Source organism: Orbaceae bacterium lpD02, assembly GCA_036251875.1.
Taxonomy (GTDB): domain Bacteria; phylum Pseudomonadota; class Gammaproteobacteria; order Enterobacterales; family Orbaceae; genus Orbus; species Orbus sturtevantii.
In genome coordinates, this window is sequence record CP133960.1 from 1180680 (window position 1) to 1201159 (window position 20480).

The 20480-nt window shown below is 41.4% G+C and carries 2 protein-coding genes; one reads left to right on the plus strand and one right to left on the minus strand.

Annotation, left to right across the window (positions count from 1 at the left end; all coding sequences use genetic code 11):
* The first annotated feature begins 2 nt into the window (after positions 1–2).
* Positions 3–683: a molybdenum ABC transporter ATP-binding protein gene (gene modC / locus RHO12_05250; protein ID WVD67186.1), complete on the plus strand. Its 681-nt coding sequence runs from the start codon at positions 3–5 to the stop codon at positions 681–683.
* A 262-nt stretch (positions 684–945) separates the two neighbouring features.
* Here modC and RHO12_05255 read toward each other — a convergent pair whose 3' ends face one another.
* Positions 946–20196, minus strand: coding sequence for an Ig-like domain-containing protein (locus RHO12_05255; GenBank protein WVD67187.1), 19251 nt, complete (start codon positions 20194–20196; stop codon positions 946–948).
* Positions 20197–20480: the final 284 nt, after the last annotated feature.

Here is a 20480-nt window from a genome sequence, read left to right on the forward strand (position 1 = left end):
CTATGCTTGAAATCAATGTTGAAAAAAAACTTGCCAACTTTACCTTTACCTTTAATCAATCGATCGAGTGCCAAGGTATTACCGCTATTTTAGGCGTATCTGGCTCAGGCAAATCAACACTGATTAATTTAATTAATGGCTTACTAAAGCCAGATAATGGCTCGATAAAACTCAATAACACCGTGCTGGTTGATACCAGTAAAAATCAATTTATTACTGCACAAAAGCGACATATCGGTACGGTGTTTCAAGATCCTTTATTATTCCCACATTATAACGTTAGCAAAAATCTAACCTACGGTATGCATCACTCAATGCAGCACCGCTTCGATGAAATTATCAAAGTGCTTAATATCCGTCATTTACTGCATCGCTACCCTGCTATGCTGTCTGGCGGCGAAAAACAGCGGGTTGCCATTGGCCGCGCGCTATTAACTAATCCGCAATTGCTGTTGATGGATGAACCATTATCGGCACTGGATATGCCAAGGAAAAAAGAGCTGATTAGCTATATTCAGCATTTAGTTGATGATATTAATATTCCGATTATTTACGTTACTCATAATATCAATGAAGTCAAAAAGCTGGCTAACCGAGTAGCTATTATTGAGCAAGGCAAGCTATATGCTTTTAACAATACCGCATCAATTTTACAATGCGAATACTTAAAAGATTGGTTATAACGTTAAGATTAAACCAGTAAGAAACACACCAGCGAAATATTATTTACGCTAGTCACTAATCCTCACTATACGTGCCAGAAGCAATATCAGCTAATTGATCCCATAACTAATCAGCAGTAATACCATCATGCTATACCCGAGTTAATAACTATAGGCGAAAACACTAAACCATAACCTTATTTTTATAAGCAAAAATAAACCCCGGATGATTCCGGGGTTTGTGAGTAAGCAAGAGGATATTCATCCTAAATAATGACAGTACTTATTGATCAGCGGTTATAAACTGAACTCCCGCGATAAAATTACCTCTAGCTGTTTCCCAAGCAGCAAATCCAACCAGTTGCTCTCCACTAGGTACTACAAAGTCTTCTAACGGTTTCGTGTCAGTACAACGACCTGAGACACCTACTATTTCAGGGGCTGTACCATCTGAGTAATAAAAAGTTAACTCACTAATAACCCAAACCTTTCCAGCCGTAACAGCATATCTACAAGTTTTACCTGTGATTTTTGTAACTTTATTAGTATGCGCTATTGGGTGGGCTTTACCATGCACTTGACTGCCAACTTTGCCTATCGAATCAACTATTTGATCTCCCCTTGTATTTAATACATAGTCTGGAGGATCTATTAAAAAGAGTTCAGATTTATTCCCCTGCTGATCACCCCTGATAGCTTCCTCTCTCTCATACAGCGCTGTAACATTTAACTTTGTGGTTGTACTACCAGTAATTGCTACATTATTGTACGTATAAGAGCTGTTCAACTTTGCCGTAATTGTGATATTACTTGCAATACTGACTCCAGTCACAATCCCGGTAGAAGCAAATTTAGCGGCACTACTACTTGAGGACCATGTAAATAAACTGTTCTTTGTGCTCTCATACCCGACTACCTCAGTACCTGTGTCCGACTCAACAAGCGAAAGATAATATTCATATCTCATACCTTTACCAAGTTTTTTATTTTCAGGACTAAGCTGTAATTTATAAGTATATACATCTAAATCTTTTAATTTTACCAACTTAGTACCATTAAATAAAACACTAATTTCGTATTTATTAACCTTGGCGCTGGAAACTGTCGCGGTATACTCTCCTGGTTTATTAGCTGTTTCTTTCAACTCAGATATATTTAGATCTGCTTTATTATCTAAATCTAGTGTAATACTCTTACTGATCCCCGTAATAGGATTGTTTTTTGAATCCTTAAGTAACATGGTGAGTACAGTTTTACCATCTGAACTTTTGCCTGAGTTATTCACAATCCTAGGTAAGCTAAAATCAAACTTTGACAAACCTACATCAAGATCGAGAAGAAATTTAACCTGAACCATTTTAGAGTATTCGCCTACCGTCGCAGTAATATTGTATTGAGTTGTTTCGGTACTCGTTATTGTAATGACAGCAATACCTTCGTCATTGGTTGTCGCTTCCAGCGTATTGACTTTAACATTATTTTTACCGGAAATAATAGCATATCCACCAGTGCTAAATAATACATTTTGACCTGCCAGAAGTATACCATTTCCATCAGTTACCTTAGCCTGGATCGTAATCTTATCTGCCCCATTTGCCTTAGCAGGTTCATCTGTCCCGTTATTATTGACACTATTAATGGCACTAATACTGTTTATTTCTGCGGCAGCAACAAACGTTGCTGAAAATGTTTTACTTGAGGCGCCAACCGTTGCGGTAATATTGTAACTCTTTACTACTTTACTGGTTAGCTTAATGATAGCAATACCCTCAGCATTGGTTGAAACCTCGAGAGTTTTAACCTTAGTATTATCTTCTGCTGGAAGAATCGCATTCTCACCCGCGTCAAATAGTACCTTTTGGTTTGGTATAACATCACGATTTCCATCTTTTACATTAATGCTAATCGTGATGGTATCCTTACCGTTAGCTAACGCAGGTAGTTCAGGACTGACCTTCACCTCATTAATTTCTGCTCCAGCAATAAAGCTGATGTTAGCATCAACGCTGCTAAGTTGGCCGTTAACATTCATCGAAGCGGTTACGGTACTCTCACCAATGGTCGTGCTGGTTAAATTGACCTTAGCAATACCGTTTTCATCGGTTTGTACCTCGGCGGTCTTATTGCCCGAAATAAGCGCAATCTTGCCAGCATCAAATAGAACTGTTTGCCCTTTAATCGGATTGCCATTCGCATCCACCACCATCGCTTGAACGATATGGCTCTTCTCGCCATCGGCCCATTGCGCTTTTGCCGTTAATACATCAAGATTGGCATCCTTGAATTTTGCACTACTCTTATCGGCAATAAAGGTGATCTCAACTTTATCAGTAGTGTACTGTTCAAGTGCATTCATAATTGAAGTCATAACTTTATAAGTCTGCGCCTTGGTGCTCGTATAGAGCGCACTGGCGATACCGTCTTTATTCGTTTTAATCACTTCTTCTTTGGCTTCACCGTCATCTTTGGTGAAGAAGACGCCATAATCTGCTAATAGATTGTCATACTGATCTTTAACCGTGACCGTAACAACATTCGCATCTTTGCCATTCGCCAGTTGATTATTAGGTTCCACTTTTATTGAGCCTGAGACAATTTTCGCTGAATTCTTATCGGCAATAAAGGTTACCGATGCGGTGGTCGAATGTGACTCTCGCACAGTTGCGGTAATCGTGTAACTCTTCGCTACCGTGGTCGCGGTGGTAATGGTGGCAATACCGTTTTCATCAGTGATAACCGTTAAGCTTTTAACCTTAGCGTTATTTTCAGCTAAAATAATCGCATCATCACCGGTGTCAACTTGAACCGTTTGCTCCGCTACAGGGTTGTTGTTCTCATCAACGACAGTCACTTTAACGATATGGCTATCTTCACCATTGGCTAGCATAGCCGTATCTTTGGTTAGCACATTAAGGCTAGCTTCGGCCGTCTCTTTATCGGCAATAAACGTTACGGTATCTTTTTTGACTGATTCACCAAATGTTGCGGTCACACCGTAGCGCTTCGCCACTTTACTCGTTACCTTAGCGATGGCGATACCCTCCGCATTAGTGGTCACTTCAGTTTCAATTGTGGCACCATTTTCTACGCTAAAGGTGATCTTTTGATCTGGCACGCCGTTACCTAGTTTATCTGTCACTTTAAGTTGGACCAGATTAGCCGCCTCGCCATTGGCTGGCTGATTATTAGTTAATACCAGCAGTGCATCTTCTGTTAATTCCGCGGTTTTTTCATCGGCAATAAAGCTGATTTGCTGACGTTGTCGGCTTACCGCGCCAGAGGCATCAATTACCGTGGCAATAATCCCGTAAGTACCGGCTTGCTTACTGGTTAACGCAATATGCACTTCGCCTTTATTATCGGTTTTATCTATTTTGCCAATGGTAACGTATTGCTTATCATCCTCAAACTCGAGTGCTAATACTACATCAGCATCGGGAACAGGGTTAAGATTAGTATCGACAATCGTCACTTTAACTAGGTTGCTTGCCATATCATTAGCCACCGCGCCATTGCGCTCTACTGAGAAGTCCTCTACTCGAATATGAGCGGTCTCAACGTCACCAATAAATGTTACCGTCGCGGTTTTAGTCGATGTCGCAACCGTTGCTTTAATATCGTAGCTCTTCGCGACAGTGGTGGTTGTTACCATAATGGTCGCAATCCCTTCGGCGTTGGTTATTATCTCGGCAGTTTTAGCGCCAGCGCTATTACCATTTGCCACAATAACACGATCATCAGCGCTAAATAGTACTTTTTGCTCTGGTACGCGCTTACCGTTTCCATCGGTTACCTTAACGGTTACCGTGGCCTGATCTTTGCCATTGGCGACCGGCTCTTTAGGCTCTACGGTAATATCTTGATCCTTGATTTCTGCTAGAACCACAAATTTTACGTCATTACTAACGCTAATTGGTCTATCTGCAACCGTCATTGAGGCTGTTACGGTGCTATCACCAACCGTCGTACTGGTTAACGTTACTGTCGCAATGCCGTTTTCATCGGTCATAACCTCTGCCGTTTTGCGGCCTGCAATCAGTGCAATACGACCCGCGTCAAATACTACCTTTTGACCGATGACACGGTTGTTATTCTCATCAACTACTGTTACTTCAACGATATGGCTATCTTGACCATTCGCTAACTGATTAGTCGTGAGCACTGTCAGGCTATTATCCAAGAATTTTGCGGTATGCTTATCAGCCACAAACACCACTGACTCGGTTTGATGTGATTCACCAACCGCTGCCGTAACGTTGTAACTACCCGCTACATTCGTCGTTACGTTCAGCGTGGCAACCCCATCAGCATTGGTCGTTACTACTTTATCAAATTTAATCGCTTCATTAGCCGAACTAAATACAACCTCATAATTTGGCACTGCATTACCTTGTTCATCGATAACCGTGACGGCAATAACATCAGCATCTTGACCATTTGCTGGTTGATTATTGGTCGTTACGGTTATTGAACCTTCGGCAAGCTTCGCCGTCTTACTGTCAGCAATAAACGTCACTGGAACCGTTTGAGATAATTGTTCAACCGTCGCAGTAATATCGTAGCTACCGGCAACTAAGCTAGTTAACATCAGGGTTGCAATCCCTTGTTCATTGGTAGTTGCTATCTGGTCAAATTTAACCGCATCATTGCTAGCTGTAAATGAAACCGCGTAATTTGGCACGATATTATTATTGGCATCGACAACTTGCACCGTTACCCTATTAGCGTCTTGACCATTTGCCGGTTGATTATTGCGTTCAACCTTCATCGAACCGTCGACTGGCTTCGCCGTGCTCTTATCGGCAATAAAGGTCATCGTTTCTTTGTAGCTGCTTAGCCCGCGTAAAGAGTTAGTTACCGAGGCAATAACCACATAACTCTTCGCCTCGGTGCTGGTGTAAGGCAATTTAGCAATACCGTTTTCGTCAGTTTTAATGCTAGCTTGTTCGCTGGCATTATCTTCACGCATAAATAAAACGGCAGAATCGACCATTGGGTTATTATTGGCATCGACCACTTTAACCATAACCACATTGGCATCTTTACCATTGGCTGGTTGATTATTCGGATTGACTTCCATTGAACCCTTGACAATAACCGCTGTCGTTGCATCAGCAACAAACACGGCTTTAACCGTTTGCTTTAAATCTCTTACGGCTACGTCAATATCGTAACTCTTGGCCTCGGTGCTCGCGATCGTGATGGTGGCAATACCATTTACATCAGTATTAATCTCTGCCACTTTAACATTAGACAGATTTTTACTTGAAATAATCGCGCTCTCGCCGGCATTGAATGATACTTTTTGCTCTGGTACACGCTTACCATTTCCGTCTTGTACCATAACCGTAATCGTAACCTTATCCTTGCCATTAGCTGCTACAGCGCCTTCTGGGGCAACGTCGATACTACCTTCAGCGACGACGACAAACTTGACGCTATCTTTGACCTCAATAAGATCACCTTTATCATTTACTAACGATGCTGTCACGATGCTATCACCGACCACTTCGCTCGTTAGCTTCACTGTCGCAATACCGTTTTTATCTGTCGTCACTTCAGCAGTTTTCTTACCTGAAATAAGCGCAATATCGCCTGCATCAAATAACACCGTTTGACCCATGGCAAGGTTTTTGTTCTCATCAAGTACCGTTACTTGAACGGTATGGCTATCCTCACCATTTGCTAACTGATTGGTCGTTAATACGTTAAGTTTATCATCTTTGAATTGTAGCGTTCCTTTATCCGCAACAAACGTTACAGTTGCTGTTTTAGATGATTCACCAAAGGTTGCGGTAACTTTATAGCTTTTCGCTACTTTACTTGTGATATGCGCAGTCACAATACCATCAGCATTGGTTGTTCCTTCAGGTTCAATCGTCGCGCCATTCGTCACTGTAAGGGTAATCTTTTTATCTGGCACACCATTACCATTTTTATCGCTCACCTTAACCTGAACAATATTGGCCGCATCACCATTGGCCGGCTGATTATTAGTTATTACGCTCAGCGCATCTTCTGCCAGATCAGCGGTATCTTCATCAGCTGTAAAGGTGAGTTGTTGATATTGCTTGCTGACCGTGCCAGCAGCATCGATTACCGTGGCAACGATCTTATAAGTACCCGCTTGCTTACTGGTTAAGGCAATGCGTACTTCGCCCTTATCATCGGTTTTTTCTATTTTGCCAATGGTAACATGTTGCTTATCACTGTCAGACTCAAGTGCCAATACTACATCCGCATTCGGTACAACATTTTGATTATTATCAACAATCCTAACTTTAACCAGATTACTTGCCGTATCATCAGCCACCGCGCCATTACGCTCTACCGAGAAATCCTCTACGCGGATATGTGCCGTCTCAATGTCACCAATGAACGTTACCGTCGCTTTTTTAGTTGATGTAGCAACCGTTGCTTTAATATCATAACTCTTCGCTATGGTGCTAGTTGTTACCATGATGGTCGCAATACCTTTAGCGTTAGTCACTACCTCAGCAGTTTTAGCACCTGACGTGTTGCCATTGGCCACAATGACATTATCATTGGCAGTAAATAACACTTTTTGCGCTGGTAAAAGTTTACCATTGCCGTCCGTTACCGTAACGTCAACCGTAGCCCGATCTTTACCATTAGCTACCGGTTCTTTAGGTGTGACGGTCATATTGCCATCTTTGATTTCCGCTGCAACAACAAACTTCGCTATAGCCGTGCGCTGTGATTCGCCCACCGTTGCGATAACCTGGTAACTGTTAGCCACTTCGCTCGTTGCTATTATGGTAGCAACACCGTCAGCATTGGTCGTTGCTGTCTGGTCAAATTCAATTGCATCATCGATCGAACTAAATGAAACGTTATAATTTGGTACAACATCATTATTTCCGTCGGTTACCGTAACCTTAATTGTCACCTGTTCCTTGCCATTTGCTAGCGCAAAGTCAGCACTATTAGGACTTACAGTCATATTGCCGTCTTTAATTTCAGCAGGGACAACAAACTTAATCGTCTTAGTTTGATGTAACTGACCTAGTGTTGCCGTAATATCGTAACTACCGACTACTTCGCTGGTTACCTTGACAGTCGCAAGACCTTGTTCATTAGTTTTCACTGTGCGGTCAAATTTAAGCGCCTCATCAGTCGCACTAAAGACAACCTCATAGTTCGGTACTAAATTACCATATTGATCCTTAACTGTAACCGTAACAATATGGGCATCTTGACCATTTGCCGGTTGATTATTGGTTGTCACCGTCATTGAACCGTCGACCAGCTTCGCTGAACTATTGTCGGCAATAAAGGTCACGTCATCTCGTTGAATTTTACTTGGTATACCCGAAGAGTTGGTTAGCGTTGCGGTAACCTTATAACTTTTTGCCACCGTACTTGTATATGATACTCTGGCAATACCCTTATCATCAGTAGTGAATATTTCAGAATCGATTGCATCATTATTGATATTAAATAGAACACCATAATTTGGCACGACATTGTTTTGATCATCGACCACTTTAACACTGACAATATTGGCATCTCGGCCATTTGCCAGTTGATTGTTTGGTTCGACATTCATTGAACCAACCACAATTTCCGCTGTTTTCTTATCGGCAATAAATGTTACCGATTTTGTCGGATGTGATTCCCTTACGGTGGCAGTAATGTCATAACGACTTGCAACAACGCTGGTTACCGTTACTGTAGCAATGCCTTGTGCATCTGTGGTAACTGACGTTTTATCAAATTTAAGATCATCGTTTGAACCACTAAATAACACTAGCTGATCTGGCACACGCTTACCGTTACCGTCAGTCACAATCACTTTAACCGTGACTTTTTCATCACCCGTCGCTACCGCAAAGTTAGGCTCTTTAGGATCTATGGTCATATTGCTATCAGTGATTTCTGCCACGACAACAAATTTAACCTCTTCCTTGACTTCGATAGGCTCTTCTTTCGCATTGACTATCGAGGCGGTCACCGTGCTATTACCTACGGCGGTGCTCGTTAGGTTAACCGCTGCTATACCATTTTCACCAGTGATCACCTCAGCGGTTCTGCTACCCGAAATAAGGGCAATATCACCCGCGTCAAATACCACTTTCTGAGCTATGATAGGATTGTTATTTTCATCGATAACCGTCACTTGAACGATATGGCTGTCCACACCATTTGCCAACTGAGCTTGTGTGGTTAAAACATTAAGCTTACCATCTTTGAACTGTGCCGTATGCTTATCAGCACTGAATGTTACAGTTGCTGTTTTAGCTGACTCACCAAACGTTGCCGTAATGTCGTAGCTCTGTGCTACTTTACTGGTTACCTTGGCGGTAATAATACCTTCAGCATTGGTCGTTTTGGCTTCAGCTTTAATGGTTGCGCCATTTGTTACCGTAAATGTGATCTTTTGATCCGCGACACCGTTACCATTTTTGTCAGTGACCTTGACTTGCACTTCATGGAAGTCTGTTCCATTTGCCGACTTGCTTTCATCTTTGGTTAGTACTGTCAGCGCGTCTTTTGCTAGCTCAGCAGTCTGTTGATCGGCAATAAAGGTGATATCTTTACCTTGCCTACTTGGCTGACCTAAGGCATCGATTACCGTAGCAATAACCATGTAAGTAGCAGCTTTATTACTGGTTAACGTCACCAGCACTTCACCTTTATCATTGGTTTTATCTATTTTGCCAATGGTAACGTATCGCTTATCATCATTAGATTCAAGTTCTAATGTGACGTCTGCGTTAGGTACAGCATTAAGATTACTATCAACAATTTTAACTTTCACCAAATTGGTTGCAATATCGTTAGCGACTGCGTTATTACGCTCTACCGAGAAATCCTCTACACGGATCCGTGCCGTCTCAATATCACCAATAAAGGTTACCGTCGCCTTTCTAACTGAGGTACCAACAGCGGCTTTAATATCGTAACTCCTCGCTACGGTACTCGTTGTTACCGTGATGGTAGCAATACCTTTAGCGTTGGTCATAACTTCGGCGGATTTAACCCCTGAATTATGACCATTTACCACAATCACATCTTCATCGGTGGTAAATAATACTTTTTGTTCAGGAACTAGATTGCCGTTGCCATCCGTTACCGTAACATCAATTGTAGCCCGATCTTTGCCATTAGCGACAACAGGTTCTTTAGGGCTTACGGTCATATTGCCATCTTTGATTTCCGCTACCACAACAAATCTGACGTCTTTCTCCGCTTTGCTAAACTCCCCTTTCGCATTCACTATCGTGGCTGTCACAGTGCTGTCACCAACGGTAAGGCTGGTTAACTTCGCGGTGGCAATACCTTTTTCATTAGTGGTCGCTTTTGGTTCAATCGTCGCGCCATTATTCGCTGCAAATAAAATCTGTTGCTCTGGCACGCCGTTACCATTTTTATCGGTCACCATTACTTGAACTTCATGGAAGTCAGTACCGTTTGCTAACTGATTATTGGTAAGTACAGTCAGGGCATTGGTTGTCAACTCGGCTGTTTGCTCGTCAGCAATAAAGATGACGTCTTTCTCTTGTTCACTATTATTGACCGAAGCAAGTACTTTGTAAGCACCTGATTTTTTACTTGTTAAAGTAATAAATACTTCACCCTTATCATTGGTTTTTTCGATTGTACCAATGGTGACATATTCTTTATCACTCTCATTTTTAAGCGCCAATTTGACTTCTGCATTAGGTACTGCATTTTGATTACTATCAACAATCGTCACTTTAACAAGATTGGTTGCTATGTCATTAGCGACTGCGTTATTACGTTCTATCGATAAATCGTCTACACGGATCTGCGCCGTCTCGATATCACCGATAAACTTAACCGTCGCTATTTGATATGATTCTTTTACGGTCGCCTTAACATCGTAAGTATTCGCCACCGCGCTCGAGACCTTGATAGTCGCAACGCCTTTTTCATCAGTTATCACCTCTTGGGTTTTAGTTTTAGCTCTGTTTTCGCCTACAATAATGGCATGGTTACCCGCGTCAAATAATACCTTTTCTTTGCCAACGAGTTTGCCATTACCATCGGTAACAATGACTTTAACCACAGCCTTTTCATCATCATTAGCCGCAGCAAAATCAGGACCGTTAGGACTTACACTAACATTATCTTTTTTGATTTCCGCAACGACAACAAAAGTGATGTTTTGTTCGGCTTTGCTTGCGCCCTCTTTGGCATTTAGCATTGACGCAGTGACGGTACTCTCACCGACCATCGTACTGGTTAATTTGACTGTAGCAATACCGTTTTCATCAGTCGTTACCTCAGCCGTTTTATTACCTGAAATAAGCGCAATATCACCCGCGTCAAATATAACTTTTTGACCCATGACTACGTTTTTATTTTCATCAACCACCGTCACTTGAACGATATGGCTATCTTGACCATTCGCCAACTGATTACCTGTGAGTACTTTCAGGCTATTCTCAGCAAATTTTGCGGTATGTTCATCTGCCACAAAGATAGCTGAAACCGTTTGACGTGATTCACCAATGATAGCGCTAATATCGAAACTACCCGCTGTGTTACTTGTTACATTGACAGTTGCAATGCCTTTGTCATTGGTAATGGCGGTCTTGTCAAATTTAATCTTACTATCAGTCGCACTAAATGAGACGCTATAATTAGGTATGGTATTACCTTTTGCATCGATAACGGTAACCGTAACAATATCTGCATCTTGGCCATTTGCTGGTTGATTATTTTGTGCCACAGCCATGGAACCTTCGACAAGCTTGGCCGTGCTATTGTCGGCAACAAAGGTAACAAGAACGGTTTCACTCGATCCACCAACCATAGCAGTGATGTCATAAAAACCGGCAATTGTACTCGTTACCTTAATAGTCGCAATACCTTTATCACTGGTGATTGCAGTATACTCAAGTTCTAGATCATCGCTTGAGCTACTAAATGAGATATTATGATTTGGTACGACATTGCCGTTTTCGTCCACAACCTTGACGGTAACAACAATGGTGTTTTGCCCATTGGCTAGCTGGCTAGTTGGTTCCGCCTTCATTGAACCTTCGACAACCTTCGCCGTATTATCGTCCGCAACAAAAGTAACCTGACCTTTATCGCTGCTCAGCCCACCTAACACGCTGGTAGCGGTTGCCGTAACTTTGAAACTCTTGACCACCGTGCTGGTATATGGTGCTCTGACAATCCCTTTTTTATCACTGGTAAAGCTTGCAGGATCGGTATCATCATCATCGGTGGTAAATAAAACTGAATAATCAGCTACCGGGTTATCTTTCGCATCAACCACATTAACCATCACAACATTGGTGTCTTGGCCATTCGATGGTTGATTATTTGGACTTACCACCATTGAACCTTTGACAATCTTCGCCGTATTGCGGTCAGCAGTGAATGAAACAGCTACTGTTTGCTCTGATTCCCTTACGGTTGCTTTGATATTATAACTGCCTGCTAGGCTGCTCTTAACCGCGATGGTTGCAATACCTTCATCACTGGTGGTCGCGGTCTGATTAAATTCCAGCGCATCATTTGACCCAGTAAAGGAGACATCATAATCTGGCATGACATTACCGTTTTCATCTATAACCGCAACGGTGACAGTAATCGCATCTTGACCATTAGCGACTTGACTCGTCGGCTCGGCCTTAATTGAAGCATTAACAAGCTTCGCGGTACTGCTGTCGGCAATAAATGTAACAGGGACGGTTTGCTCTGAGTCTTTAACTGTTGCCTTCATATTATAGCTACCCGCAACGATACTCGTTACGGCGATAGTAGCTATCCCTTTGGCATCAGTGTTAGCCGTTTGATCAAATTTAAGCGCATTATTTGAGCCGCTAAATGACACAGCATAATTTGGTACAACATTGCCTTTTCCGTCTACCACTTCGACCGTAACAATAATGGTATCTTGACCATTGGCAACTTGACTCGTTGGCTCGGTTTTAATTGAAGCGTTAACAAGCTTCGCCGTACTGCTATCGGCAATAAACGTAACAGGAACCGATTGTACGGATTCTTTCACCGTTGCCTTAATATTATAATTATCTGCAACACTGCTCGTTACGGCAATGCTTGCGATACCTTTTTCATTGGTAGTCGCAATTTTATTAAATTTAAGTGCATCACTTGAGCCACTAAATGAGACGTCATAATTTGGCACAACATTGCCTTTTTCATCGGCAACTTCAACCGTAACAATAATCTCATCTTGACCATTAGCCAGTTGATTAGTTGGCTCAGCCTTAACAGAACCGCTTACCAGATTAGCTGTGGTGCGATCCGCAATAAATGCAAGCGAAACCGTTTGATGTGCTTCACCAAATGTAGCGGTCACATCGTAACTGCTTGCTACCTCACTCGTTACTTTGACTTTAGCGATACCGTTTTCATTAGTTTCCGCTTCTGGTTCAATAACCGCTCCGTTAGTTACGCTAAATAAAATCTGCTGCTGTGGTACTCCGTTACCATTCTTATCGGTTACCGTCACTTGGACTTCGTGGAATTCAGTTCCGTTTGCAACCTTATTTTCACCTTTTGTTACTACAATCAGCGCATTTTTTGCTAGCTCAGCGGTCTCTTGATCGGCAATAAAGGTTATATTCTCTTCTTGTTTACTTGCCGTGCCAGCACCATCAAATACGGTAGCAATGATTTTATAAATACCGGCTTTGGTACTTTTTAGTGTAATTTGCACTTCACCAACATCATTCGTTTTGTCTATTGTACCGATGGTGACATAATCTTCATCTTCATCATATTCCAATGCTAATTTGACTTCTGCATCAGGAATTGGATTATTATGAGCATCGACAATTTTAACTTTAACCATGTTGGTCGCAATGTCATTAGCCACGGCATTATCACGCTCTATCGATAAGTCATCAACCCGGATATGTGCCGTCTCAATATCGCCAATAAATTTAACCGTAGCGGTTTGATGTGACTCTAGCACCGTTGCCTTAATATCGTAACTATTTGCAACCGTGGTTGTTAACGCGATATTTGCAACACCCTTTTCATTGGTTAGAATCTCGGTTGTTTTGACTTTAGACGCATTTTCGCCTGCAATAATTGCATAATTACCGGCGTCAAATAACACCTTGTGTTTCGGGACCAGCTTACCGTTTCCATCGGTTACCGTAACTTCAACCGCAATCATCTCATTGCCACTCGCGGCAGCAACATTAGGTTTTACTTTAATATTACTATCTTTGATTTCCGCCACAACCACAAACGTGATGTTAGCTTTATCACTATTTGATTTGCCTGATTTATTAACCATCGACGCTATCACCGTACTACTACCTACGGTGTCGCTGATTAGCTTCACCGTCGCAATACCGTTTTCGCCCGTGACCACCTCTAAGGTTTTAACCTTAGATTTATTGTCATCTAAAATGAAGGCAATCTCGCCGGCATCAAATCGAACTGTTTGACCTATAACTAAGTTTTCATTCTCATCAATTACCGTTACTTGAACGTTATGGCTATCTTTATCATTTGCCAGCTGGTTAGTGGTAAGTACTTTGAGACTACCTTGTTCAAATTTTGCTGTTCGTTCATCAGCAACAAAATTCACACCCGCTGTTTGATGTGACTCACCCACGGTTGCGGTGATATCATAACTACCCGCTTTTTTGCTTGTTACAGTCAGCGTCGCTATACCATCAAGATTGGTAGTCGCTACGTTATTAAATTTAATCGCATCATCGGTTGCATTAAACAAGACGTCGTAATCTGGCACAACATTGCCATGTTTGTCTTTAACCATGACAGTAACAATATCGTGATCTTGACCATTGGCTGCTTGATTATTTGGATTGACTGCCATTGAACCGTCAACAAGTTTTGCCGTAGTCTTATCGGCAATAAACGTCACAGGGACAGTTTCATCTGGTCCGCCAATCGTCGCCTTAATATTATAGCTAGCAGCAACAATAGCTGTTACCGTGATAGTTGCTATACCTTCAGCATTGGTGGTAGCTGTCTTATCAAATTCAAGTGCATCGTTTGAGCCACTAAATGAGACGTCGTAACTTGGTACCGCATTGCCTTTTTCATCCACGACTTTAACCGTGACAGTAATCGCATCTTCACCATTGGCAATTTGATTACTCGGCTGCGCTGTCAATGAACCAATAACAAGCTTCGCGGTACTACGGTCAGCAATAAATGTAACCGGAACCGTCTCATCGGATCCATCAATCGTTGCATTAATATCATAATTGCCAGCAACACTGCTTGTTAGCGTAATGGTCGCTATCCCTTCTGCATTGGTGGCTGCTGTCTTATCAAATTTAAGCGCATCACTTGACCCATTAAACGAGACGTCATAACTAGGTATAGCATTACCTTGTTCATCAATGACCTTGATCGTAACGCTAATAGCACTTTGACCATTGGCGGTCTGATTAGTTGGCTCCGCTTTCATTGAACCATTGAGCAGCTTCGCCGTGCTACGGTCGGCAATAAAAATAACGGGAACGGTTTGCTGTGAATCTCTCACCGTCGCCTTTATGTTAAAGCTACCTGCAACCGTACTACTTACCGTGATAGTCGCAATACCGCTTTCATCGGTAATAACTTCTTTGGTTTTAACCCTATTGCTATTTTCACTTACAATAATGTTAGCCGCACCCGCACTAAATAATACTTTTTCTTTTGGTACTAGCTTGCCGTTGCCATCGGTTACTGTGACGTCAATGGTGACCAGATCATTGCCATTGGCGGCACTCGGCTCTTTAGGGCTGGCGGTCATATTGCCATCTTTGATTTCTGCAACAACCACAAATTTAATGTCTGTTTCAGCTTTGCTAGACTCACCATTTGCATTCATCATCAAGGCAGTCACCGTGCTATCACCAACCGTTGTACTGGTTAACATTACGGTAGCAATACCGTTTTCGTCGGTGGTAACTTCGGTAGTCTTTTGCCCCGAGATAAGTGCAATATCACCTGCGTTAAATTGAACCGTTTGGCCAATTACTAGGTTTTTATTGCCATCCACTACCGTGACTTGAACAATATGGTTATCTTGACCATTTGCCAGCTGATTGGTTGTCAGTACTTTAAGGCTATTTTCAGCCAATTTTGCGGTCTGTTTATCAGCAATAAAACTCACAACTGCTGTTTGCTGCGATTCACCCACTGTTGCGATTAAATCGTAATTACCAGCTTTTTTACTGGTGACAGAAAGAGTTGCGATACCATCGGTATTAGTCGCAACTATTCTGTTTACTTTAGGTCCATCAAAGGTGACATCATAATTTGGGACAGGATTACCATATTTATCCTTCACCATAACCGTAATGATATTAACATCTTGACCATTGGCAACTCGATTATTAGGCGCGACAATCATTGATCCCTCGACCAGCGTCGCAGTATCAGGATCGGCAATAAACGTCACTGAGACCGTTTCATGCGCTCCTCCCGTTGTGGCTTTGATATCATAATTACCCGCAATCGTACTCGTTACAGTGATAAACGCGATACCCTTATCATTGGTGGTAGCGGTCTTATCAAATTCAAGCACATCACTTGACCCACTAAATGAGACATCATAATTCGGTACAGCGTTACCTTGCTCATCAACGACGTTGACTTTGACCATAATGGCGCTTTGACCATTGGCCAGCTGATTAGTTGGCTCTGCTATCATTGAACCACTAACTAGCTTAGCAGTACTACTATCAGCAATAAAGGTTACTGGGACGGTTTGTTGTGAATCTCTCACCGTCGCCTTTATGTTATAGCTACCGGCAACGGTACTACCTACCGTAATGGTTGCAATCCCTCTTTCATCGGTGATAACTTCTTTACTTTTAATCTTAGTGGTGCTGTCAGCTGAAATAATGGCATTTTCGCCAGCGCTAAATAATACTTTTTGTTTTGGTGCCAGATTACCATTGCCATCAGTTACTGTAACATCAATGGTGACCAGTTCATTACCCGTAGCAACTACGGGCTCTTTAGGGCTTGCTACTATATTGCCATCTTTGATTTCCGCAACAACTACAAATTTAATCTCTTTTTCTACTTTGCTAGACTCACCTTTGGTATCTACTATTGAGGCCGTAACTTTGCTCTCACCAACCGTTGTACTGGTTAATGCTACGCTAGCAATACCTTTATCATCGGTGAGTACTTCTGTGGTCTTTTTACCTGAAATCAGCGCAATATCGCCAGCATCAAATAGAACTTTGTGACTCCTAACAATATTTTCATTCTCATCAATCACCGCAACTTGAACGATATGACTATCCTCGCCATTGGCTAGCTGATTGGTGGTGAGTACTTTAAAGCTACCCTCGGCAAATTTTGCAGTTTGTCTATCGGCAATAAAATTGAGGTCAAACTCTTGAGCTAGTGAATCAACCGATGCTGTAGCATCGAAATGACCCGCTTTCTTGCTCGTTAATGTTACCGTAGCAATACCTGCACTATTGGTGATGGCAGATTTTTTATTAAACTTAATAGTACTGTCTTTAGCGGCAAAAAATACTTCCTGATTGGGTACCAGCTTACCATTGCCATCCGTCACGGTGACGTCGATCGTAAACTTATCCTCACCATTGGCTATTGCCATATCTGGTGTTACAACAATATGTTTGTCTTTAATTTCTGCTGCGACGACAAAAACAACTTCTTTTTCTTGACTAACCATCAGATCTGAGTCAGTTTTTATTGAGGATGTGATCGTGTAAAGCCCCTTGACTTTGCTGGTAAACTTAGCTACCGCCACACCAAACTCATCTGTTGTAGCATTTACATCATTAGGCTCATCATCGTCCATACGGAATAAAACATTATAATTTGGTATGGCATTACCAAATCGGTCCCCAACAATAACCGAAAGGATGTTAGGATCTTGACCATTAGCGGGTTGATTATTGATTATTACCGTCAGTGCATTATCGAAAAGTTCAGCAGTCTTAGGATCAGCAATAAAATTAATAACCGCTATTTGCTTTGATTCACCAACCGTGATATCAATCGGGTAACTACTCGCGACCGTACTTGTTATTGTAACCGTAGCAATGCCGTCGATATTGGTGGTCGCTTTTTTATCAAATTTAAGCGCAGCAATATCATTTGCGCCAAAGAATACGTCTTGATTTGGGGCTGGATTATTATTGCCATCTTTTACCGTGACAATTAACGTGACCTTATCAAAATCATTAGCAAAAGTGCCATTATTCTCAATGCGCACACTTCCTTCTTCGATTTGCCCTGGTATAACGAAGTTGACATCCGTTTTATCGGTACTTTTTTCGCCTAACTCATTGGTCAGCGAGGCTTCAACGCTAATCTTACCTACTGTTTTACTTTTTACCTCTACGAGCACAATACCATCGGTATTGGTGATCGCGGTCTTGGTAATATCGGCATTATTTGCTGTAAATGATACCGTTTGACCTGCTACTGCATTACCTTTTGGGTCGGTTACCATCACTTGGACAGTATTGGCTGCATCGCCATTGGCTGGCTGGTTATCCGTAACTACTTTAAGCGAGCCTTCAGCCAGTTTGGCCGCTCGACTATCCGCGATAAAATTGACCGTAACGTTATAGTTTGAATTACCAATAATGACATTAACTACGCTGTTACCGGCAGTGTTATTGGTTAATGTGGCAAGGGCGATACCATTTTCATCGGTCATAACAGTGTCGATAATTGTTGCACCATTATCTGCCGTAAATGATACCGGTTGATTTATCACTACGTTACCATTCGCGTCAGTTATTCTTACTTGAACACTGTTGGTGCTTACGCCATTAGCGATCGCGCCATTATCGATGACGATAATATCACCGTCTGTAATTTGTGAAGTACTGTTGTCCGCGACCAATGAAAAGCTGGTACTGCTTGGTTCACGGCCTTCAATTGAAACATTTAACGTATATTCACCCGATTTTATACCTGTAATTGGGAAAGAAACAACACCTTTGCTATCTGATACTCGTGTTAAGGTAGTCTCTTCATTACCATCAAGCTTTAAACCACTGATGGCTTCGCCGTTATTGCTAACGACAGTAAAATCAACGGCAACATCGACTAATTCCTGCCCGGTATAAGTATCTTTTACAAGTGCGGTTACAATTCCTGCGGTTTCACCATTGGCAATAATTGGGTTAGGTGAAACATATACATTTGAAATGATCTCAATGATCGGCATCCGCGATACAATAATATTGGTTGTTGCGGCATTTGAGCGGTTACCTTTTACATCAACAGCAACTGCGCTAATATTATGACTATTACCTTTTAAAGGCGAGATGTAATCATAAAAAGGCATTGTAATCGTTACTGCATAGGGTTCTGATGGGCTCGGGATTAACGTTCCGCCTTTAGCGGTTATCGACGGCGCCGACCACTCAACGTGGTCTATTTCATATTCATTTTGTGTAATTGTGGGTGTTAATGCTGCGGGCTGGGTGGCGGTGATTGCTAATGTTTTAGGTAATGAAATTCTCAATGTAGCTTGCTTTTGGTACTGCATGACAATTGCATTATTTCTATTAACAAAATCATAACGCGCACCTTTAAGCGTTCTTATTTCTGGTACAAAATTACTATCTAATTGCTGGCTTATCGGGACACCTAAACGATAATTTAATTCAAATGCCCCTATAGTCTCATTTGAATCGCCCATTATTTTGTTTAATTTGAACGTAAATAATGATACTGGAGTATATGATAAGCCTAGACTGTAGGCTTCAGGATTATCTTTTAAATCACTTAGCGAGTCGGTGCCCCTAAGATTAACATCCTCACCAAAATATTTTTCATAGACAAAATTGGCACCGATGTTTGGATAATTAGGTAGGAAGCCTTCCGCCCTGATATCAAAACCATTAGCGGGTCTCTCATAATAATCAGAAAACTCCGCTAATTTTGATTGACGCCAGTTGGTTAAACGCCAATAACCATTGGTTGAAAGCTTGATATAGTCAGCACCGAGCTCAAACCCAGCGCCCCATCTTGCGTTATTATTTTTTAGATCATGATCGAAAAAGCTATTAATCCCCCACATCCAATCGTCAGAGAAATGACGATAACCTACACCTAGGTTTATTATTTTTTTATCATCACTTTCTCGATTGATTCTTGATTGGGAAAAAACTAAGTGATTACTATTTTCAAATAAAGGGAGTAACAGCTCAGCATTAAATCCTTGACTGCCAACTTGAATACTGCTGTTTCCATACTGGTTTAACCAGCTTTGCATTTGGCTGTTTAAATAACCGTAAGCCGAATTTTCTAGCCAACTTTTAGCTGCGTTACGACTATCATCGTCCGATATAATTTGAGCGGTTTGCGATAATCCTGATGCTAGTTTTTCTTCGCCAGAAGAATTTTCACTATCATCAGACTCTAACTGACTAGTTAGTTCTGGTAAGCTACTTTTCACATTTGAAAGCGCTTCTCGATTTTTGATAGCCTCAACGTCAAATTTAACGGCAGAAGCGATGGAATTAATACTAGTAAGGAGAGGAAGTAAAATTTGTATTGTTAACAAAAAATTACTTATTATACGCATTTTTATACACCCTGATATTACAAATATATTATTATTGCACGACATAATATATATTTTTTTACTTATATCAAGAAAAAAACGCGTTTTATTTTAAAAAAAAGGATAAATATATATTATTAAATAAATAATTTTATTTTTGTATATTTTTTCACGATCTTTATACTTTAAGTGCGGATATTTAACACATAAAAAAATACTATTAAAAACTAGATAAGCTAATCTTAACCGTAATTTGTGTTAGAAAATATCAGTTATAGCGTTGAATAATGATAGGCAGGTGTTAA

Excerpts from the sequence above, each read along its gene's own strand:
- modC (WVD67186.1), top strand. The coding sequence starts at position 3 with ATGCTTGAAATCAATGTTGAAAAAAAACTTGCCAACTTTACCTTTACC.
- RHO12_05255 (WVD67187.1), bottom strand. The coding sequence starts at position 20,196 with ATGCGTATAATAAGTAATTTTTTGTTAACAATACAAATTTTACTTCCT.